The following is a 19,887-nucleotide window of genomic DNA, read 5'->3' on the forward strand; positions in this document are numbered from 1 at the left end:
AAATCACCCGAGCCCAAGCCATGGAAAATTGCAGCCTGTGATCTTGCGCTCGTCAAAATCGTGCCAATACTGTTTCTTTGTCATAACCTCAGCGGCCTGCAATCGTAAATGGACATGAGCACAACACCGGACCGTTTCGCCGTCGTCATCGACGACGAGTTGATCATTCTGGCCGGGATGGAGATCATGCTGGACACCTGGGGCTATCAGGTGCTTGCCGCCGAGGATGTGGAAACCGTCCTGGCGAAGCTGCCCGGCTGCCCACTGCCCAACGTGATCCTGTCCGACTACCGGCTGCGCGACGGCTGGTCCGGCATCACCGCCGTGCGGGCGGTGCGGGAGGCCTGTGGCGTCACCGTGCCCGCGATAATCCTGACCGGCGACACCGGGGCCGAACTGATGGCCGCGGCCAAGGCGGACCAGATCCGCATCCTGCACAAGCCGGTTCAGCCCAACGACCTGCGCCGGCAGATCGACTCCCTGATCGCCGTCGGCTGACGCCGGCCTCCGGACCGGGTTCGGCACGTGGCGCCCCCGTCCGAAGCCTCGGTGCGTCTACCGTGAAGCGCATGAACCTTTGGCGCTGTATTTGAAGGGCTGCCTCGCGCGTCAAATCTCGTCCGGTTTCACGCGATCCGCTTTATAGTCTCCACCGCCCCGCGGAGACGAATGCCATGGCCGACCCGATCAAGACCCGCCTGTATGTCGACAGCCCGCTGGCCGAAGGCCAGTCGGTCGGGCTCGACCATGAGCGCGCCCATTTCCTGCGCCATGTCCTGCGGCTGGACCGCGGCGACTCCGTCGCGGTGTTCAACGGACGTGACGGCGAATGGCGGGCGGTCATCGACGGCTTCGGCAAGGGCTGGTGCTCGCTGACCGTGGCGGAGCAGCGGCGGGAGCAGGACACCACCCCGGACCTGTGGCTATTGTTCGCGCCGCTGAAGAAGGGCCGCATCGACTTCGTCGCGGAGAAGGCGACGGAGATGGGGGTGTCCCGCCTGTGGCCGGTCTTCACCCGGCGAACCGATCCCAACCGCGTCAACCTCGACCGGCTGCGCGCCAACGCGGTGGAGGCGGCCGAGCAGTGCGAGCGCCTCAGCGTGCCGGAGATGGGCGAGGCGGTGCCGCTGGACCGCGCGCTGGCCGGCTGGCCGGCCGACCGCAGGCTCTATCTGTGCGCGGAGGCCGGGTCCGCCCGTCCGGTGGCCGAGGTGCTGCGCGATGCGCCGCCCGGGCCGGCCGCCTTGCTGGTCGGGCCGGAGGGCGGCTTCGACCAGTCGGAACTTGACGAACTCGCCAAACTTCCCTTTGTTGTTCCGGTGGGATTGGGTCCGCGCATTCTGCGGGCCGACACGGCGGTGGTGGCGGCGTTGGCTTGCTGGCAGTCCTTGGCCGGGGATTGGACTGCCGGGGGAAGCGACCGGCGTCCGCCTTTCCGCGCGCCGATCCCATAACCGGCCGTCACCCGGCCGAACCTCCGTCCACTTCCCGCGAGAGACTTCATGTCCGCACCCCCGACAACGCGCGGCGAACCCATCACCGACCGCCGCCAGCTTGCGGCCTATCTCGAATCCGGCTGCAAGCCGGCACCCGACTGGCGCATCGGGACCGAGCACGAGAAATTCGCCTACCGCACCTCCGACCTGCGGCCGCTGCCCTATGACGGGCCGGACGGCATCCGCGAACTGCTGACCCGCATGACCCGCTTCGGCTGGCAGCCGGTGGAGGAGAAGGGCAACATCATCGCGTTGGTCCAGGACATGGCCAACATCACGCTGGAGCCCGGCGGGCAGGTCGAGCTGTCCGGCGCCCCGCTGGAGACCCTGCACCAGACCTGTGCCGAGGTGCACCGCCACCTGCGCCAGGTGAAGGAGGTCGGGAGCGAGCTGGGCATCGCCATGATGGGGCTGGGCTTCCAGCCGAAATGGACGCGCGACGACATCCCCTGGATGCCGAAGGGCCGCTACAAGATCATGCGCGACTACATGCCGAAGGTCGGCTCGCTCGGCCTCGACATGATGACGCGGACCTGCACCGTGCAGGTGAACCTCGACTTCGCCTCCGAAGCCGACATGGTGAAGAAGTTCCGCGTGTCGCTGGCCCTCCAGCCCATCGCCACCGCCCTGTTCGCCATGTCCCCCTTCACCGAGGGCAAGCCGAACGGCTTCCAGAGCTTCCGCAGCCACATCTGGACCGACACCGACGCCGACCGCACCGGCGACATTCCCTTCGTGTTCGAGGACGGCTTCGGTTTCGAGCGCTATGTCGACTATCTGCTCGACACGCCGATGTACTTCGTCTACCGCGACGGCACCTATATCGATGCGGCCGGCCAGTCCTTCCGCGATTTCATGGATGGCAAGCTGCCGGCGCTGCCGGGCGAGCTGCCGCTGATCACCGACTGGGCCGACCACACCACCACGGCCTTTCCGGAAGCGCGGCTGAAGAAGTATCTGGAGATGCGTGGCGCCGACGGCGGCCCGTGGCGCAGCCTGTGCGCCCTGCCGGCCCTGTGGGTGGGGCTGCTCTACGATCAGGTGGCGCTGGATGCCGCCTGGGATCTGGTGAAGGACTGGACGACGGCGGAGCGGGCGCATCTGCGTGCCGAGGTGCCGCGGTCCGGCCTGCGCACGACCTTCCGCACCGGGACGGTGCGGAACGTGGCGTTGGAGATGCTGGCGATTGCCCGCGACGGTCTGGCCCGCCGCGCCCGCAACGACAATTGGGGCGACGACGAGACCCACTTCCTCGACACGCTTCAGGTCGTCGCCGAGACCGGCCGCAGCCCCGCCGACGAGCTTCTTGAGAAGTTCAACGGGCCCTGGGGCGGCAGCGTCGATCCGGTGTTCAAGGAATACGCGTACTGAAAAGGGTGGGGGCCGGCGCCCGTGCGTCAGCCCCCGTTTTTAGAGCCTGTCTGATGCTTCAACGAGCACAGACAGGCTCTAAGTTTTTGGTTTTCCGTGTGATTCACGCTTCAAGCGCTTCCGCTTGAACCGATCACACTCTAGGCCGCCACCGGCGCATGGGTGATGCAGCTCTTCGAGCACACCTTGGAGCAGCTTTCGCAGCCGATGCAGTTGGCCGCTTCCTTGACCGTCATGATCTTCTTCTCGGCCTCGTCGTCGAAGGCGTCGACGATGTCGCCGTCCTCGGTCAGGCCGATCATGTCGAGCACGCCGCGCCCGCACACCTTGAAGCAGCGGCCGCAGCCGATGCACTGCTTCTGGTCGATGGATTGGACGAATTTCGGGGTCCAGCTTTGACCACCGCGGGTGGTGCCGGTCAGGAACTCAGCCATGGGAATGCTCCTCTCGGGAAAGGGTGCGCCTAAGCTCTTCTTTGGGAATGGTGGGGTTACGCCGTCTCCAGCGCCTTCAGCGCCGCCCGCTTCTCGGTCAGGGTCTTGAACGCGTCATAGGTTTCCTGCGCCACCGTCAGGATGGATTGCCAATTCTGCGGAAGCTCTTCCGACAAATCGTGAAGGTCCATCTTCTTCTGGGTGGCGCGGGCGTTCAGCTTCTTGATCTCGTCCTTCAGGGCGTCGATCTCGCTCATGGTCGCAGCTCCGTGGTTCAGAGGTTCGCGACATCGGGATATTCCCGGATCAGCGCCACGGCGTCCTCGACCAGCCTGGCGCCGTCGGCGGCGAGCTTTTCGATGCTGGGGAAGCCGAAGCGGTGGACGTCGCGCAGGGACTTCGACACCACCACCAGCCGCCCGGTGGTGAGGATCATGCGGCCGAAGCCCTCATGGCTCATCTTCATCATCGGCGAGGCCATCAGGCCGGTCTGCTTCTCCACCATCAGCCCGACCGCCTTGTAGAACAGCTCCAGTCGCCACAGCGTGTCCGGGTCGGGATCGCCGATGATCGGGATGGCGGCCCGCGCCTCCTTGTCGAGCACGAAGGGGGCGAGCAGAGCCTCGTCGGGCTTGCCTTCCCAGGCGCCATAGCTGTCCTCGGCACGGAACAGCAGGACCAGCGTCTTCACGAACTGGTCGGCGACGGACAATTCAGCCACATCAGCCATACTCAGACCTCCTCCTCGTCGAAATGGAATTCGGGCGTTTCGCCCATCGCCTTGCGCAGCCAGGGCGGCGGATTGCCGTTCAGCGTCTGGACCAGCTTGTCGAGCAGGGCCGGGATTGTGTCGGTGGCCTCGACCTTCACCGGATGGATCTTCTTCGCCACCACGCGGGCGGCGGCCGATGCGCCGATGGCCGACAGATAGAGGATGGCGACGTCGGCCAGCGCCTCCAGCTTGGGCACCAGCTTGTCCTCGTTGCCGTCCTCGAACATCGAACCGCCGAACTGGAATGTCTCCAGAAAGGCATGGCCCTGGCGGTCGACCTGGTAGACGGCGATGTTCTTGGCCCAGCCGAAATGCGCATCGACGTGCTGCATGTCCTGGGTGCAGAAAGCGACCTTCATCGATCCTCCTTTGGTCGGACGTGGGTCCTGCACCACGCTCAGACGGCGTTGCATCCGCATGATCCGCCTCCGCAGCCGTGGGATTCCCCGTGGTTGTCGTGCCCGTGCCGGTCCTGCCCGTGGGCATGGCTCTCGTGGTCCATCTCGCGGGAGAGGAACAGGTTGCCGATCTCGCACAGCAGCTCCCGCGTGCCGCGGTAGCCGACCTGCACCCGCAGACCGGCCCCCAGCCGGTCGAACAGCGGCAGGCCCATGCGGTGCAGCGGCACGCCGATCCGCGCCGCCCCCTGCCGCCCGTGCGAGTTGGAGACGATCAGGTCGGCATCGCGGGCCAGCGTCTCGACATCGGAATGGTCGCCGACCATGATGGTGGCGGCCTTCAGCCGCTCCAGCACCGGGCTCTGCGTCGGCGACACCGCGGCGATCACCTCGGCCCCCATGTCGGCGAGGAAGCCGGTGACGGCATAGAGCAGGTCGGGCTCCAGCGCGACGGCGATGCGCTTGCGGCTGTAGAAGAAATGCCCGTCCAGCATGGCATCGACGAGGCTTTCGCGCTGGCGCCGCAGCCGGGCGGGCGCCGGCTTGCCCGACAGCTCCGTCAGCAGCCGGACCAGCTTGTCCGTCGCCTCCAGCCCGGTCAGGCGGTTGAAGAAATGGCTGGGCACGTCGGTCTTCAGCTCCAGCGCGTTGCCGGCCACCCGCATATGCTCGCCGACCACGATGGTGATGGCCGAAGCGCCCATGGCGCGGATCTGATCGACCGTCACGCCGCCCAGCGAGGTGGCGGTGAAGTCGGACGGCTGGCGGCCGGCCATCGACAGCGACAGGTCGGGCAGGAAGATCGGCGACAGGCCGAAGCCCTCGATGATGTCGCGCAGTTCCTCGACGTCGCCGGGCGACAGGTGGCAGCCGGCCAGCACGTTGACCTGGGTCGGGATGCGCACCGGCGACGGTTCGACCAGCCGCTCGACGATGGCGGTGACCGCGGCGGCGAAGCCGTCCTCGAAGCCGCCGGCGAAGTCCGGGGTGTTGGCGAAGACCAGCGCCGTGTCGGCCATGTCGGGGTTGCGCTGGCGGAACAGCGTGTATTGCCCGCCCATGTCCTCGCCCTTGGTCTCGGTGACGCCGGTGGTGGCGACGCCGATCATGGCGGGATCGTTGCGCTCGACGATGGTGCGGATCGCCTGTTCCAGATTGTCGTAGCCGCCGAGAATGGTGGCGACCTGATCCATCGCCGTGGTCTGCAGCGGGATCGCCTCACGGAAATGGCGCACCAGCAGCACCAGCCCGAAGGCGGTGCAGCCCTGCGAGCCATGGAACAGCGGCAGGCAGCGGTCGACGCCGAGATAGGCCAGCGCCGCGCCCAGCGGCTGGCTCATCTTCAGCGGGTTGGTCGACGCGGCCTTGGCGGCGGAGGGGAAGCGCTGGATGTGGGACATCGCCGTCACTCCGCCGCCATCGAGGAAGCCAGAAGGGCGGAGGACGGGCCCGACTCCCACGGTGCCGGCTGGCGGACCTGACGCCAGATCGGGTTGGACAGCGTCTTGTCGATCTCCTCGCAGAGATTGACGATGCCGTCATAACCGGCATAGGCGTGGTGGCGCTCCTGGTTGATGTCGAGCCAGGGAACCTTGGCCTTCAAGGAGATGAACTGCGACCGGCCGCCGGACATCATGATGTCGGCCCGGTTGTCGGCCAGCATCTTGTAGATGTCGCGCGGCTTCAGATCGTCCCACTGGTGGAACTCCTCGCCCTTCATCTTCTTGATGCGCTCCTTGTCCTCCCTGGTCGATTTCTTGGTGGAGGTGCCGAGGATGGTAAGCCCCGCGCCCTCCAGCGCGCTGACCATCGACCAGCTCTTGACCCCGCCGGTGAAGAGCAGGACGCGCTTGCCGTCGAAACGCGGCTTGTAGGGTTCCAGCCGGCGCCAGACCCGGCTTTCCTCCCGCGCGATCACGCCCTCGGCGCGGTCGATCAGGCTCTTGTCGGCGCCGCGCTCCACCAGCATCCGGGTCATGGTGCGCAGCGTGTCCGACATGTCGGAGACGCCGTAGAAGGAGCCCTCGAAATAGGGGATGCCGTAGCGCTCCTCCATCTTGCGGCCGACATTCACCAGCGCTTGGCTGCACACCATCATGGTGACGCGGGCGCGGTGGGCCTGGGCCACCTCCCGGTAGCGGCCGTCGCCGGAGATGCAGGACAAGAGGCGGATGCCGATCTCGTCCAGCAGCGGCTTGACCAGCCACAGCTCGCCGGCGAGGTTGTATTCGCCGATGATGCAGACATCGGTGGGCGTGGTGTATTCGGGCTCGACCGTGCCGATGACGTGGTCGAGCAGGGCTTCGCCGGCCAGCTTGTTGCCGAGATTCTTCGATCCGACGAAGCCGGGGGCATCGACCGGGATCACCGGCTTGCCCAGCTTCTGCGCGGCGAACTTGCAGACCGCAGCGATGTCGTCGCCGGTCATCGCGGGCACGCAGGTCTGATAGACGAAGACGGCCGGCGGGTCGTATTGCTGAACGATTTCCTTGATGGCGCGGTAGAGCTTCTTCTCGCCGCCGCCGATGACGTCCAGTTCCGACAGATCGGTGGTGAAGCCGGTGCGGTAGAGCTGCGAGCCCGAGGATTTGGAGCCGCGGTTGTCCCAGCTGTTGCCGAGGCAGGCGATGGGGCCATGGACCAGATGGGCGGCGTCGGCGATCGGCTGGAGCACGATCATCGCCCCGTCATAGGCGCAGCCGCCGGCCGCCGCCCCTGGTTTCAGCGACTTGGTGCAGCCCTTCTTCTTCTCCTTGGCCGACTTGGTCTGGTTGGTCGCGCAGCCCGGTTCGTTGAAGACATCCTGGATCTTGTCCTGGAGCATGCCCGCTCTCCCATCCTGGCGCCGGAAATGGCTCTGCATCGGCGTGATGCAGGGGGCGTGCCAGTGGGTAAGTCGTTGGCGAAAAACGATTGTCTGGTTTTCCAACCCTGTCCGATAGCTGACAATCGGCGGCTCCGCCCAGGGGGCTTGTCGGGTGTCGCACATGTCGCGCAGGGGATGGGCCGCGCAGGGGGCGGGGAGGGCCGGCCGTATCAGGACGGCTCGAACGGGTGGAAAGCAACAATGCAACGGTACGGCAGGCGCTGGCGATATGCGGCCGCGATGGTGGCGGTGCTGGCGGCAGTCCCCGCCGCGGCGGCACAGGACGGCGCGGTGATCCGGCTGGCCCAGGAACCGGGGGGTGAGATCGGTGTCGCGTGCCGGTTCCTCGACCTCGACCAACGCCCGGTTCCACCGGAGGCCGGGATGCTGTGCGATGCCGCCGCCGATCTCGTCGCCCGGAAAGCCGGCGGTTACGGCAAGGCGGTGGTTCGCCTCGGCCTGCGCGCGGTAATGCCCGATGCCGAACCTGCCGAGACGCCGCTTGCGGTCGATGGCCCGGTCCTGCTGGTCGTCCTCGAAGGCCGCCAGGACTGGAGCGGCGGTGCCCGCCCCCGTCTGCTGCTGCGCGCCCGTCCGGTCCGCGACGGCATGGCCGCCCCGTCGGTCGGATTCCCGCCGGCTTCGATCGAGCTGGGCGGCGAGGGCTGGCAGGCGGCGGCCGACCGTGCACTGGAACGGGTGGTCGGCTTCGCGATTCGCGGCGGTTGAGGCGAAATGGCTGGCCAGCCCGCCAGCCCGCCAGCCCGATCAGCGGGCGAGCACTTGCGCCGCCTCCTTGGTCGAGGCGATGGCGGTTCCGACCTGAGCGAAGGCGGTGGAGATTGAGGTGATGTTCCGGTCCACCACCGCCACCGAGGTCGATGCTCCCTGCATGTTTACGGAGATGCTCGCGGTGACGGTGGTCTGCTCCTCGACGGCGCCGGCGGACATGACGACGAATTCGCGCAGATTGTTCATGGCTATGCGAATTGCCGACAGGGAAGACACGACATCGCCGGAGACGGATCGCATTCCCTCGATTTCGCGGGAAATCTGGGCGGTCGCGTTAGCCGACTGGTTGGCCAGGTTCTTGACCTCGTTGGCAACCACGGCGAAGCCCCTGCCGGCCTCGCCCGCCCGCGCCGCCTCGATGGTCGCGTTCAGGGCCAGCATGTTGATCTGTCCGGCGATGGAACGGATCAGTTCGACGATGCCTCCCATCGCCTTTGCGACTTCCGAAAGTCGGGTGGCGGCCCGGTCGGCGTTGTTGGTCTCGCTCACCGCGACATCGGCCGCCTGCTGCGACCGGGACATGCCGTCGGCGATTTCGTGGGCGGACGCCGTCAGCTCCTCCGCGCCGGCCGCGATGGTCTGTACAGTCACCCGCGTCTGCGACGATGCGGCAGCGGCGGTATCGGCCTGCCGGTGGGCCGTGGTCATCGCCTGTTCGATCTCCGAGAAATTGGTGTCGATCAGGGACTTCAGGCGGCCCAGCATGCCGATCTGTTCGGTGATGTCCGTTGCGAACTTAACCACCTTGCACAGTCGGCCCATGTCGTCGAACACCGGGTTGTAGGACGCCTGAATCCAGACAGCCCGCCCGCCCTTGCCGATGCGCCGGTATTGGGCAGTTTCGAACTGTCCGCTGTTGAGCCTTTTCCAGAATTCGCGATAGGCGGGAGTCTCGCGCTCCTGCGGATCGATGAACATGCTGTGATGGCGCCCGCGGACTTCATCCAGACTGTAGCCGAGAACGGTGAGGAAATTCTCGTTGGCGGTGATGACCGTGCCGTCGGGATTGAATTCGATCACCGCCTGCGACCGCGAAATCGCATCGATCTTGCCGCGCATGTCGGCGTTCGTCGCCTGCCGTTCGGTGACGTCGGTGGCGACTTTGATGATCTTGCAGGCACGGCCGGTGGCATCGAGAATGGGGTTGTAGGTGGCCTCGATCCAAATCTCGCGACCGTTCTTGGCGATGCGCCGGTACAACGCCCGCTGGAACTCGCCGCGTCTCAGCCGATCCCAAAACTCCTGATAGGCGGGACTGGCATGTTCGGCCGGGTCGATGAACATCCTGTGATGGCGTCCGACCACTTCGGGCAATGAATAGCCCATCACCGCCAGGAAATTGGGGTTGGCATTCAGGATCGTTCCATCCAGGGAAAACTCGATGATGGCAAGCGAGCGGTCCAAGGCGGACAGCAGGGCGTGGCTGTTTGAACCCTTGCCATAGATCGTCTGAATGAAGCCGAACATTTCCGCCCCCCTTCCTTGCGTTTGCGGTGCGCCACGATCGAAAGCCGACCGTAAATAATCGAAGCGCATGGAGCGGAATTAGGTCAATTAGTATTGGTCCTAAGGTGTGGTGAAAGCATGAATATAAGGGTGATTTTTGCTCAATATATGCAATTTTACCTATTTCTCCCCTATATATTTTAGTCTCTGCAAAATCCATCCGCTTTTTGAAGCCTGATCGTTCTGCGGACCGACCATAAATTACTTCAAGGCGGCAATATAATCTCCAGAAATAAAGACTGCTTCTCAGTCTCCCGTGTTCCTTCTCCCGACAAAAATACCCGGAGCGCGCCGTTGCCGACGCTCTCCGGGCTGGGGAGGTTGCCGCCGGGCTGGGGGATGGAAATCCCGGCCCGACGGTTTGGCTGAACCGATGCCTGCAAATCGAAAGCTGAAGCGCCGGCGGCCTGCCGGTCAGCGGATCAGGTCGAACGAGTAGTCGGTCTGGCCGACGATGTTGGTGTTGGCGTCGATGTCCTCGAAGATCCGGTCCAGGATCCGCACCAGCACGTTCAGTGCGCCCTGGTAGCCCCAGGTCGGGTAGCGGTGGTGGTGGTGGCGGTCGAAGATCGGGTAGGTCAGGCGGATCAGCGGAACCTTGGTGTCGCGTTCCAGATACTTGCCGTAGCTGTTGCCGATGATGTAGTCCACCTTGTCGGTGAAGATCAGCGAGCGCAGGTGCCACAAATCCTTGCCGCCATGGGCCGCACCCGACTTGCCGAAGGGCGAGGCGTCCAGCACCTTCTGGACCTGCTTCTCCCACTTCTTGGAGCCGGAGGTCGACAGGATGTGCACCGGCTCCGCACCCAGCTCCAGCAGGAACTTGGTCATGCCCAGGCAGAAGTCCGGGTCGCCGTAGACCGCGAAGCGCTTGCCGTGCATGTGGGTGTGGCTGTCGGCGATGGCGTCGACCAGACGGCCGCGCTCCAGCTTCAGGCTGGCCGGGACCGGCTTGCCGGACAGTTCGGCGAGCTTCAGCAGCAGCTCGTCGGTGCCGGTGACGCCCATCGGGTAGTTGAACTTGGCGACTTCCTGGCCCTTCTCCTTGCAGAACTGCAGGGTCTGGGTCGTGTTGTACTCCTGCATGGAGATGGTGGCCTTGGCGTGCAGGGCCTCCTTGGTCTCCTCGATGGTGGTGCCGCCGTCATACATGCGGTACTCGCCATCCATCGGCGTGTCGAAATTGTCGGACACGTCGGACAGGATTTGCAGCTTCACGCCGAACTCGCCGGCGATGCGCTTCAGTTCGCGGTTGTTGCCGACCGCGAAGCCGTCGAAGCCCGGGATCAGGTTGATCTGCTCGGTCTTGGGCGTGTCGAAATTCTCCGACGTGCCCCAGAAGTTGGTCAGGATCCCCTTGATCATGTTGTCGTAGCCGACGATGTGGCTGCCGACGAAGGCCGGGGTGTGGGCGTAGGGGACCGGGAAGTCGGCCGGGACGCTTTCCTTGTTCTTCGCGTTGGCGATGAAGCCCTGCAGATCGTCGCCGATGACTTCGGCCATGCAGGTGGTCATCACCGCGATCATCTTCGGCTTGTAGAGCGCATAGGCGTTCGCCAAGCCGTCGATCATGTTGTTCAGGCCGCCGAACACCGCCGCGTCTTCCGTCATCGACGAGGAGACCGCGCTGTTGGGCTCCTTGAAGTGACGGGTCAAATGGGTGCGGTAATAGGCGACGCAGCCCTGGGAGCCGTGGACGAAGGGCAGGGTGCCCTCGAAGCCCTGGGCGGCGAACATCGCGCCGATCGGCTGGCAGGCCTTGGTCGGGTTGATGACGACCGCTTCACGGGCGAAGTTCTTCGCCTTGTAGTCCTCGGACTTCGTCCATTCGGACACGCGGGCGACTTCCTCGTCCGAATGGCCGTACTCGAACTCGGTCTTCTTCTTCTCGAACATCGCCGCATATTCGGGCTGCCGGAAGAGGGTGTAGTGGTCGAGGACCTTGTCGGCGCTCTGCGAAAGCTTGTCGGTCATTCTCAAATTCTCCTGTTCCAGAGGCCGATGGTCAGAACGGGGCCTTCATCACGCCCCAGACGGGGTTGTTGATGGCCAGGTCCATGTCGCGGGCGAAGATCGCGAAACCGTCATAGCCGTGGTACGGGCCGGAGTAGTCCCAGCTGTGCATCTGGCGGAACGGCAGGCCCATCTTCTGGAACACGTACTTTTCCTTGATGCCCGACGCGACGAGGTCGGGACGCATCGCCTCGACGAACTTCTCCAGTTCGAACGCGGTGACGTCGTCGTAGATCAGCGTGCCTTCCTTCACATAGTGCGGCGTGCGCTGATAGTCGTCGTTGTGGGCGAACTCGTAGCCGGTGCCGATGATCTCCATGCCCAGGTCATGGTAGGCATCGACGACGTGGCGGGGACGCAGGCCGCCGACGTAGATCATGACCTTCTTGCCGTCCAGCCGCGGCTTGTACTTGGCGATGACCGCATCGACCATCGGCTGGTAGCGGGCGATGACCTTCTCGGCGTTCTCCTTGATCTTGTCGTCGAAGAGTGCCGCGATCTTGCGCAGGGACTCGGCGATCTGGCTCGGGCCGAAGAAGTTGTATTCCATCCACGGAATGTTGAACTTCTCTTCCATGTGGCGCGCGATGTAGTTCATCGAGCGGTAGCAGTGGATCAGGTTGACCTTGGCCTTCGGCGTGTTCTCCAACTCGGCCATGGTGCCGTCGCCCGACCACTGGGCGATCACGCGCAGGCCGATCTCCTCCAGGAGGATGCGGGACGACCAGGCGTCGCCGCCGATGTTGTAGTCGCCGATGATGGTGACGTCATAGGGGGTGGAGACGAAGTCGGCCTTGGGTTCCGTCTTCTCGAACACCCAGTCGCGGATGGCGTCGTTGGCGATGTGGTGGCCCAGCGACTGGGACACGCCGCGGAAGCCTTCGCAGCGCACGGGGATGACCGGCTTGCCGATTTCCGCCGACTTGGCGCGGGCGACAGCCTCGATGTCGTCGCCGATCAGGCCGATCGGGCATTCCGACTGGATCGAGATGCCGTTCACCAGCGGGAACAGCTCGTTGATTTCCTCGATGACCTTGTGCAGCTTCTTGTCGCCGCCGAAGACGATGTCCTTCTCCTGGAAGTCGGAGGTGAAGTGCATCGTGCCCCAGCTGTCCACACCGGTGTCGCCGATGTAGTAGTTGCGGCGGCCGGACCAGGAGTAGTAGCCGCAGCCGACCGGACCGTGGGAGATGTGGATCATGTCCTTGATCGGACCCCACACCACGCCCTTGGAGCCGGCGTAGGCGCAGCCGCGGATGGTCATGACGCCGGGGATGGACTTGACGTTCGACTTGACGCCGCAGTCCTTGGCCTCGGCCTCCAGCACGTTCAGGTGCTTGGCGCGGCGCTTGCGGGATTTTTCGGGATAGGCTTCGAGGACTTCGTTGACGAGGTTCTTGACGTCGACCGTGGTGTTCTCGGACAGGCTCATAGCCGGCCTCCTGCTTGAATATTCGCGCCACTGCAGCGCGTGACCGAGCCCCTCCCTCCCACGCCGTCGCCCCTGGCTTTGCTGGGTCGGCGTTGTGCGGGGCTGGGGATGGGGCCAGTGTTCAGGCGGTCCCCCCTGCGCGGACGGCAGGGGGGCCGGTAGGCAACCGTCGCTACGCCTGGGGTCAGGCGCCGGCCTTCGCCGCTTCCTTGGCGGCCAGCTCGGCGAGCTGCTGCTCTTCGGTCTTCATGATGCCGAAGTCCATCAGCATCTCTTCCAGCTCTTCCATGGTGATCGGGGTCGGGATGCAACCCTGGCCCGAGTTCGCATGGATCTTGTTGGCGAGCGCGCGGTATTCGCCGGCCTGCTTGCTGTCCGGGGCATACTCGATGACCGTCATGCGGCGCAGCTCGGCGTGCTGGACGATGTTGTCGCGCGGCACGAAGTGGATCAGCTTGGAGCCCAGGCGCTTGGCCAGCGCGTCGGCCAGATCCCATTCCTTGTCCGTCTGGCGCTCGTTGCAGATCAGGCCGCCGAGACGGACGCCGCCGCTGTGCGCGTACTTCAGGATGCCCTTGGCGATGTTGTTGGCGGCGTAGAGCGCCATCATCTCGCCGGACATGACGATGTAGATTTCCTGGGCCTTGTTCTCGCGGATCGGCATGGCGAAGCCGCCGCACACCACGTCGCCCAGCACGTCGTAGGACACATAGTCCACGTCGTCGTAGGCGCCGTTCTCTTCCAGGAAGTTGATCGAGGTGATGACGCCGCGGCCGGCGCAGCCGACCCCCGGCTCCGGACCGCCGGACTCGACGCACTTGATGTTCTTGTAGCCGATCTTGAGCACGTCCTCGAGCTCCAGATCCTCGACCGAGCCGGCCTCGGCGGCCAGATGCAGGACGGTGTCCTGGGCCTTTGCGTGCAGGATCAGGCGGGTCGAGTCGGCCTTCGGGTCGCAGCCGACGATCAGGATCCTCTGATCCAGCTCGACCAGCGCGGCCAGCGTGTTCTGAGATGTGGTGGATTTGCCGATACCGCCCTTGCCGTAAAAGGCGATCTGACGCAGAGGCGCTTTGGCCATGTGGGTCGCTCCTGTGCTTGGGTCGTGGGACTGTGTTTCGATCCGGTGCGGCCGGTTCGTGGCCGCTTCGGATTTCATGGATTGCACGACCCGTGCCAGAGCTAAAAAAATCCAATAAGCTATTGATTTTATTATATAATTTTCTCAGGAAGCCTTTCCCTTTCCTTTGTCGTGGTCCCGACACACACGACAAAGCCCGACATTTTGTCGGGTCTTTGCGGCAGGGGAGCTTTGGAAGCGGGCGGGCCCGCCGATTCCTGCGCTTCAGCGCTCTTCGCCCAGCGCCTCGGCAGCGACGACGATGCGGAGCGCCAGCTCCTCCACCGCCTCGTCGCGGTTCATGTCATAGAGCAGCTGGGCGAGCAGACGGCCGCGCGCCAACAGCCGACGGGCGAGGGCGGGATCGGCGGGCTTGGCCAGCAGCGCCTCGACCAGACGCTCCCCAGTCAGGCGGGCCAGCGCGTCACAGCGGTCGACCAGCCGCTGCTTCAGCGTGTCCACGGCCGCCGGGCGGCCGGCGTGGGTCAGGTCGGCGCAGAAGTGATGCAGGCTGCGCAGTTGCCGCAGCAAGGCGGCGAACAGCAGGTCGTCCAGCTCGCCGCCGGCCGCGGCCTTGCCGACAAGATCGAACAATGTGTCGGAAAGGCGCCACGCCGCCGACAGCCAGTCGTTCATCGCCTTGCGGTCGGCCGGCTCGACGAAGGGGCCGGACTCCTCCTTCGTCTCCTCCTGGTCGTCCAGATTGCGCAGCGCGATGACGATCAGCCCGTCGGCCTGGGCCAGGGTGGCGAGGCTGGCATGGAGCGTCTTCAGCCCGCGGTCGGCGACAAATCCCTCGATCGCCTCGGTGGCGCGGCGCAGGGAATAGCGGGCCAGCCGTCGCGACTGATAGATGACGTCCTGCAAGGCGCTGGCACCCCCCAGCGCCTCCAGCGCCATCCGCCGCACCTCGAAGCGCAGCAGGGCGCGGGCCAGCCGGTCGATGCCGCCCACGTCGATGGGGCGGCTGTCCCTGGTCAGTGCGTCGGCGGTGGCGCGGGCATCGGTGCCGATGGCGGCGACGACGGCCTGGAGATGGCCCTTGCCGGCGCCGCGCATCCGGCCGACCAGCGCCCGCATCGCTTCGGCAAGGTCGACGGCGCCCGGCAGGCTGTCCTCATGGTCGGTGCGGCCGGCCACCAGCCGGTCGATCAGGTGGTCGCGCACCCCCGGCAACAACACGTCGGTGACGATCTGGCCGATGGGCCGCAGCAGCGCGTCGACCATCTGTCCCTGCGGCTTGCCGACCAATGCCGGCAGCGGGTTGACCGGCTTGGGCACCAGGCGCGGCCGGTGCGGCTCCAGGATTTCCAGCACCGTGTCGCCGCGCAGGGGGGTGATCGTGCCGCGGAGAAGCTGGGCCAGCCGCAGGGCGGTCCGGGCTTCCGCGACGCCGCGCGGCGGACCGCCGGCAGGCGTGACGGGGCTGGCAGAGGCGGGCGTCGCGGCAGGCGTCTGGGTGGGCAGCGGCGAAGTGCGCCGGCGCCGGCTATCGTCGTACTTGGTCGGCCAGAAGGCCATGCGGGTGCCGCCGGATCGTAAGCGTCGCTGTACAGAGTATGGGGACGGATCGTTCGGCTTCAAATGGACAATGTTGCGACATGCGGCGACACGCCTGTGCCGGTTGCGGCGGTGAAGGCTTGGCACGCGCCGGCTTATGCAATATCCATATAAGAAGTAATGGCATTGCGGCGGAGCGGAACGGCGTGGCGGACGGGGTGGTGACGAGCGATGGGATGGGCCGGACGCAGGAGCCCGACGTGCCGCCCGATTCACCGCTGGCGTTGCGCGCCCACCGCGCCAACCTCGTCAATGTGCCGGCCGCCGCCCTGTGCGGCGAAGCCTACAATGACGAACCGCGGCGCCTGCGCATCGGCGCCACCCGCAGCGAACATGCCGCCCTGTTCGAGGCGCTGGACGAGTGCCGCGACGCGCCGACCGCCTCCGACATATTCCAGCGCCATATGGCGGCGGTGTTCGGGGTGAACCCCGACTTCTCGGGAACCGAAGGGCCGGATGGCAGGCGGCGTTTCCGCGCCAGCTACCTGCGTCTGCTGAAAGGCTGGATGTTCGACAGCAACCGGGCGGAAGGGGCGGTTCTGAAGGGCTGGGTGGAGAGCCGTTTCGGCCTGCTGCCGACCTTCCATGGCGAACCGATCCGCCGCTTCGCCTCCGACGCCTGGGCGGCCTATGGCGAACAGAAGCAGTCGACCCGCTTCCACAACAACAACATCCACCTGCAGCTCGACCTTCTGTACGAGTTCTGCCAGTGGACGATCCGCCGCGGCTGGCCCGACGCGCCGATGCCCAACTGGGCCTCGCACATCCGGCTCTACCGCGGCGTCAACGATTTCGAGGAACACCACATCGTTGCCCGGCCGGACAAGCGCACCGCGGTGCTGCGGCTGAACAACCTGTGTTCCTTTTCCATCAACCGCGACATCGCCGGCCAGTTCGGCGACTACATCCTCGATGCGTGGGTGCCGCTGCCCAAGATCGTCTTCTTCCGCGACATCCTGCCGCGCTACCCTTTCCAGGGAGAAGGAGAATATCTGGTGATCGGCGGGGACTATCGCGTGGGTGTGTCGCTTCTCTGACAACCTCACGTCCGGCGGCGGCTTGCCTGCCGTCTGCGGGACGCACCAGGAAGGGACGGACCCTGTGCCCAACGGCATGACCGATCCGACGAGTCTGACGCCTGAAATCCGCTCCCCCCAGATTCGTTCCAGGGCGCTCGGCGCCTATCTTGGCCTCGCCTGCGGCGACGCGCTGGGGGCGACGGTGGAGTTCCTGACCAAGGGCGAGATCGCCCACCAGTATGGCGTCCACAAGCACATCAAGGGCGGCGGCTGGCTGAAGCTGGCGGCCGGACAGGTGACGGACGACACCGAGATGTCGCTCCATCTCGGCCGCGCCATCCTGTCCGGGCCGGAATGGGAGGCCCGCCGCGCCGCCGAGGAGTTCGCCATCTGGCTGAAATCGGTGCCGGTCGATGTCGGCGACACGACACGCCGCGGCATCCGCCGCTTCATCATGAACGGCACGCTGGAGGAGCCGGAGTCTGAATACCATGCCGGCAACGGTGCGGCGATGCGCAACCTGCCGGTGGCGCTGGCGACGCTGGGCGACGATGCCGCCTTCGAGCGCTGGTCGGTCGAGCAGTCGCACATCACCCACTGCAACCAGCTGTCCGATTCCGCGGTGATCGCGCTCGGCCGGATGGTGCGGCGGCTGGTGCTGGGCGGCGGCATCGTCGCCGCGCGGGAGGAGGCCAACGCCCTGATCGCCAGGCATCGCCAGTTCAAGTTCGAACCCTATCGCGGCCTGTCGACCGCCTTCATCGTCGATACGGTGCAGACCGTCTTCCACTATTACTTCCAGACCGATTCGGTCGAATCCTGCGTGGTGGAGACGGTCAACCAGGGCGGCGACGCCGACACCACCGGCGCCATCGCCGGCATGCTGGCCGGCGCCACCTATGGCGTGGAGTCGATCCCGCCGCGCTGGCTGCGCAAGCTGGACCGCGGGGTCCATGACGAGATCTGTCAGCAAACCGACGCGCTGCTGGCCCGCGCGCCGCTGTTCGGAGGGACATGACCATGGCCGACGTGATCTTTTTCGAGAAGCCCGGCTGCGGCGGCAATGCCCGGCAGAAGGCCCTGCTGGAGCAGGCCGGCCACCGCGTCGTCGCCCGCGACCTGCTGAGCGAGCCCTGGACGCCCCAGACGCTCCGCCCCTACTTCGGCGACCGTCCGGTCGCCGACTGGTTCAACCGCGCCGCGCCTGCGGTGAAGAACGGCGAACTGGTGCCGGAGAGCATGGACGAAGCCGGGGCGCTGGCCGCGATGGTCGAGCGTCCGCTGCTGATCCGCCGTCCGCCGATGCAGGTCGGCGACCGCCGCGACTGCGGGTTCGAGATCGACCGGGTCGATGCCTGGATCGGGTTGGGCGGCGGTGTCCCGGCACGGAAGATGGAGGGGTGCCTGCGGCCGGACATGCCGCCCTGCTCAAAACCGTAAGGCCCAAAACCGTGAGGCCAATCGCCTGACATGCACGCCGTTTCCGGCCATGTCCGCGCGTGACCTTGCGCACGGCCTGTCGTAGCTTGTCGCTCCCTAGGGCGACGACAAGCGGCAGACGAGGACATCATGTGCGAACTGCTGGGCATGAGCGCCAACGTGCCCACGGACATCTGCTTCAGCTTCGCCGGCCTGATGCGCCGCGGCGGGCAGACCGGGCCGCACCGTGACGGCTGGGGCATCGCCTTCTATGAGGGGAAGGGATGCCGCACCTTCCACGATCCGGCCCCCAGTGCGGAGTCGGAGATCGCCCGGCTGGTCAGCCGCTATTCGATCAAGTCCTGCACCGTGATCTCGCACATCCGCCGTGCCAACCGCGGCCGGGTGTCGCTGGAGAACACCCACCCCTTCACCCGCGAGTTGTGGGGGCGGATGTGGACCTTCGCCCACAACGGCCAGTTGAAGGGTATCAAGGACCGCATCCTGACCTTCTACGAACCGGTCGGCAGCACCGACAGCGAGCATGCCTTCTGCTGGCTGCTCGACCAGATCCGCATGCAGTATCCGGAGCCGCCGAAGACGACCACCGGGCTGATGAAGCTGATCCGCCATCTGGCCGCCGATCTGGGAACGCTGGGCGTTTTCAACATGCTGCTCAGCGACGGGCGCTATCTGTGGTGCCATTGCGCCACCAACCTCGCCTGGCTGACCCGCAAGGCTCCCTTCGGTGCCGCGACCCTGCTCGATGCCGACATGAGCGTCGATTTCTCCCAGGAGACGACGCCCAACGACGTCGTCACCGTCATCGCCACCCGGCCGTTGACCAGGGACGAGGCCTGGACGGTGATGCAGCCGGGCCAGATGGCGGTCTTCCGCAGCGGGGCGCTGGTGACGCGCTGATCCTGCCGGGCCGATTGTTGCTTTGGCAGAGACGATCTATCGCGCAGAACCCGGCTTAACCGTTGGAAAAGATAGGGGCATCTTGGGCGTCAGAACCCGGCCGGAGAAGACGGCCGCAACAACCAAGAGGCTCCTTCCGTCATGACCACGATCCTGCATGTCGACTCCAGCCCGCTCGGCACCTTCTCCGTCACCCGCCAGCTGACCGCCTCCATCGTCGAAGCCCTGGTGAAGGCCGACCCGGCCGCCACCGTCGTTACCCGCGACGTCGCCGCCAACCCGCCGGCCCATCTCGACGGCGAGCTGCTGCCGGTCCTCAAGCTCGGCGTTGTCGATGGGCTGAGCGAGCGTCAGCGCGAAGAGCTGGCCCTGACCAACGTCCTGCTCGACGAGTTCCTGGCCGCCGACGTCGTCGTGGTCGGCGCGCCGATGTACAACTTCTCCGTCCCGACCCAGCTGAAGGCCTGGATCGACCGCCTCGCCCAGGCCGGCTGTACCTTCCGCTACACCGAGAAGGGCCCCGAGGGTCTGGCCGGCGGCAAGCGCGTGATCGTGGCCTCGGGCCGTGGCGGCGTCTATTCGACCAACCCGGCGCTGGCCGGCCTCGACCACCAGGAGGCCTATCTCCGCTCGGTGTTCGGCTTCTTCGGCATCACCGACGTAACCTTCATCCGCGCCGAGGGCGTCAGCATGGGTCAGGAAGCCAAGGACAAGGCGCTGGCCGCCGCGACCAAGGAAATCGAGAGCCTGCTGGCCGCTGCCTGAGGC

At 65.8% G+C, this 19,887-nt stretch carries 20 protein-coding genes; 9 read left to right on the forward strand and 11 right to left on the reverse strand.

Going from position 1 to position 19,887, the window contains the following annotated elements; translation table 11 throughout:
* The first annotated feature begins 114 nt into the window (after positions 1 to 114).
* The 3 genes from ACWPN8_RS05660 (at position 115) to ACWPN8_RS05670 (ending at position 2,867) form a co-directional block, all read left to right on the forward strand.
* Positions 115 to 498, forward strand: a complete 384-nt coding sequence (locus tag ACWPN8_RS05660) for a response regulator (protein ID WP_492240150.1) — start codon at positions 115 to 117, stop codon at positions 496 to 498.
* A gap of 176 nt (positions 499 to 674) precedes the next feature.
* Positions 675 to 1,454: a 16S rRNA (uracil(1498)-N(3))-methyltransferase gene (locus ACWPN8_RS05665; protein ID WP_492240151.1), complete on the forward strand. Its 780-nt coding sequence runs from the start codon at positions 675 to 677 to the stop codon at positions 1,452 to 1,454.
* A gap of 48 nt (positions 1,455 to 1,502) precedes the next feature.
* Positions 1,503 to 2,867 carry a glutamate--cysteine ligase gene (locus ACWPN8_RS05670; RefSeq protein ID WP_492240152.1) on the forward strand — a complete coding sequence of 455 codons (1,365 nt, stop codon included), beginning with the start codon at positions 1,503 to 1,505 and terminating at the stop codon, positions 2,865 to 2,867.
* Positions 2,868 to 3,007: 140 nt separating this feature from the next.
* Here ACWPN8_RS05670 and fdxB read toward each other — a convergent pair whose 3' ends face one another.
* The 6 genes from fdxB to nifE are packed head-to-tail and all read right to left on the reverse strand — an operon-like array spanning position 3,008 to position 7,295.
* Positions 3,008 to 3,301 carry a ferredoxin III, nif-specific gene (gene fdxB / locus ACWPN8_RS05675; RefSeq protein WP_012973385.1) on the reverse strand — a complete coding sequence of 98 codons (294 nt, stop codon included), beginning with the start codon at positions 3,299 to 3,301 and terminating at the stop codon, positions 3,008 to 3,010.
* Positions 3,302 to 3,357: 56 nt separating this feature from the next.
* Entirely contained in the window at positions 3,358 to 3,558 is a 201-nt protein-coding gene (locus tag ACWPN8_RS05680; protein WP_455176626.1) for a CCE_0567 family metalloprotein, read from the reverse strand.
* 17 nt (positions 3,559 to 3,575) lie between these two features.
* Entirely contained in the window at positions 3,576 to 4,031 is a 456-nt protein-coding gene (locus tag ACWPN8_RS05685) for a NifX-associated nitrogen fixation protein (RefSeq protein ID WP_109450506.1), read from the reverse strand.
* Positions 4,032 to 4,033: 2 nt separating this feature from the next.
* On the reverse strand, positions 4,034 to 4,432 hold the full coding sequence (gene nifX, locus ACWPN8_RS05690; RefSeq protein ID WP_109450505.1) for a nitrogen fixation protein NifX: 399 nt from the start codon (positions 4,430 to 4,432) through the stop codon (positions 4,034 to 4,036).
* A 38-nt stretch (positions 4,433 to 4,470) separates the two neighbouring features.
* Complete coding sequence (gene nifN, locus ACWPN8_RS05695; RefSeq protein ID WP_492240153.1) at positions 4,471 to 5,871, reverse strand: nitrogenase iron-molybdenum cofactor biosynthesis protein NifN; 1,401 nt, start codon at positions 5,869 to 5,871, stop codon at positions 4,471 to 4,473.
* Positions 5,872 to 5,876: 5 nt separating this feature from the next.
* Positions 5,877 to 7,295: a nitrogenase iron-molybdenum cofactor biosynthesis protein NifE gene (gene nifE, locus ACWPN8_RS05700; RefSeq protein ID WP_109450502.1), complete on the reverse strand. Its 1,419-nt coding sequence runs from the start codon at positions 7,293 to 7,295 to the stop codon at positions 5,877 to 5,879.
* Between the two features lie 243 nt (positions 7,296 to 7,538).
* Here nifE and ACWPN8_RS05705 point away from each other — a divergent pair, with 243 nt between their 5' ends.
* Entirely contained in the window at positions 7,539 to 8,066 is a 528-nt protein-coding gene (locus ACWPN8_RS05705; protein WP_109450500.1) for a hypothetical protein, read from the forward strand.
* A 39-nt stretch (positions 8,067 to 8,105) separates the two neighbouring features.
* Here the strand turns inward: ACWPN8_RS05705 and ACWPN8_RS05710 are convergent, their stop codons facing one another.
* The 5 genes from ACWPN8_RS05710 to ACWPN8_RS05730 form a co-directional block, all read right to left on the reverse strand.
* Entirely contained in the window at positions 8,106 to 9,665 is a 1,560-nt protein-coding gene (locus ACWPN8_RS05710; RefSeq protein WP_492240154.1) for a methyl-accepting chemotaxis protein, read from the reverse strand.
* Between the two features lie 384 nt (positions 9,666 to 10,049).
* A complete protein-coding gene (nifK, locus tag ACWPN8_RS05715) occupies positions 10,050 to 11,609 on the reverse strand; it encodes a nitrogenase molybdenum-iron protein subunit beta (protein WP_109450496.1) in 1,560 nt (519 codons plus the stop codon).
* A 31-nt stretch (positions 11,610 to 11,640) separates the two neighbouring features.
* Complete coding sequence (gene nifD, locus ACWPN8_RS05720) at positions 11,641 to 13,080, reverse strand: nitrogenase molybdenum-iron protein alpha chain (RefSeq protein ID WP_109450494.1); 1,440 nt, start codon at positions 13,078 to 13,080, stop codon at positions 11,641 to 11,643.
* Positions 13,081 to 13,264: 184 nt separating this feature from the next.
* The gene (gene nifH, locus ACWPN8_RS05725; RefSeq protein WP_063634031.1) at positions 13,265 to 14,161 is read right to left on the reverse strand and encodes a nitrogenase iron protein; all 897 of its coding nucleotides are present in this window, start codon (positions 14,159 to 14,161) and stop codon (positions 13,265 to 13,267) included.
* 264 nt (positions 14,162 to 14,425) lie between these two features.
* The gene (locus ACWPN8_RS05730) at positions 14,426 to 15,721 is read right to left on the reverse strand and encodes a hypothetical protein (protein WP_492240155.1); all 1,296 of its coding nucleotides are present in this window, start codon (positions 15,719 to 15,721) and stop codon (positions 14,426 to 14,428) included.
* Positions 15,722 to 15,906: 185 nt separating this feature from the next.
* On the opposite strand from ACWPN8_RS05730, the gene ACWPN8_RS05735 reads away from it, so the two are divergent.
* The 5 genes from ACWPN8_RS05735 (at position 15,907) to ACWPN8_RS05755 (ending at position 19,884) form a co-directional block, all read left to right on the forward strand.
* Positions 15,907 to 16,797, forward strand: a complete 891-nt coding sequence (locus ACWPN8_RS05735) for an NAD(+)--dinitrogen-reductase ADP-D-ribosyltransferase (RefSeq protein WP_492240156.1) — start codon at positions 15,907 to 15,909, stop codon at positions 16,795 to 16,797.
* A 106-nt stretch (positions 16,798 to 16,903) separates the two neighbouring features.
* Entirely contained in the window at positions 16,904 to 17,797 is an 894-nt protein-coding gene (gene draG, locus ACWPN8_RS05740; protein ID WP_492241373.1) for an ADP-ribosyl-[dinitrogen reductase] hydrolase, read from the forward strand.
* Positions 17,798 to 17,799: 2 nt separating this feature from the next.
* On the forward strand, positions 17,800 to 18,219 hold the full coding sequence (locus tag ACWPN8_RS05745) for an ArsC/Spx/MgsR family protein (protein ID WP_492240157.1): 420 nt from the start codon (positions 17,800 to 17,802) through the stop codon (positions 18,217 to 18,219).
* A 129-nt stretch (positions 18,220 to 18,348) separates the two neighbouring features.
* Positions 18,349 to 19,119, forward strand: a complete 771-nt coding sequence (locus tag ACWPN8_RS05750) for a class II glutamine amidotransferase (RefSeq protein WP_109450484.1) — start codon at positions 18,349 to 18,351, stop codon at positions 19,117 to 19,119.
* 141 nt (positions 19,120 to 19,260) lie between these two features.
* Positions 19,261 to 19,884: an FMN-dependent NADH-azoreductase gene (locus tag ACWPN8_RS05755; RefSeq protein ID WP_492240158.1), complete on the forward strand. Its 624-nt coding sequence runs from the start codon at positions 19,261 to 19,263 to the stop codon at positions 19,882 to 19,884.
* Positions 19,885 to 19,887: the final 3 nt, after the last annotated feature.

This window comes from Azospirillum sp. UENF 112521 (assembly GCF_058780665.1).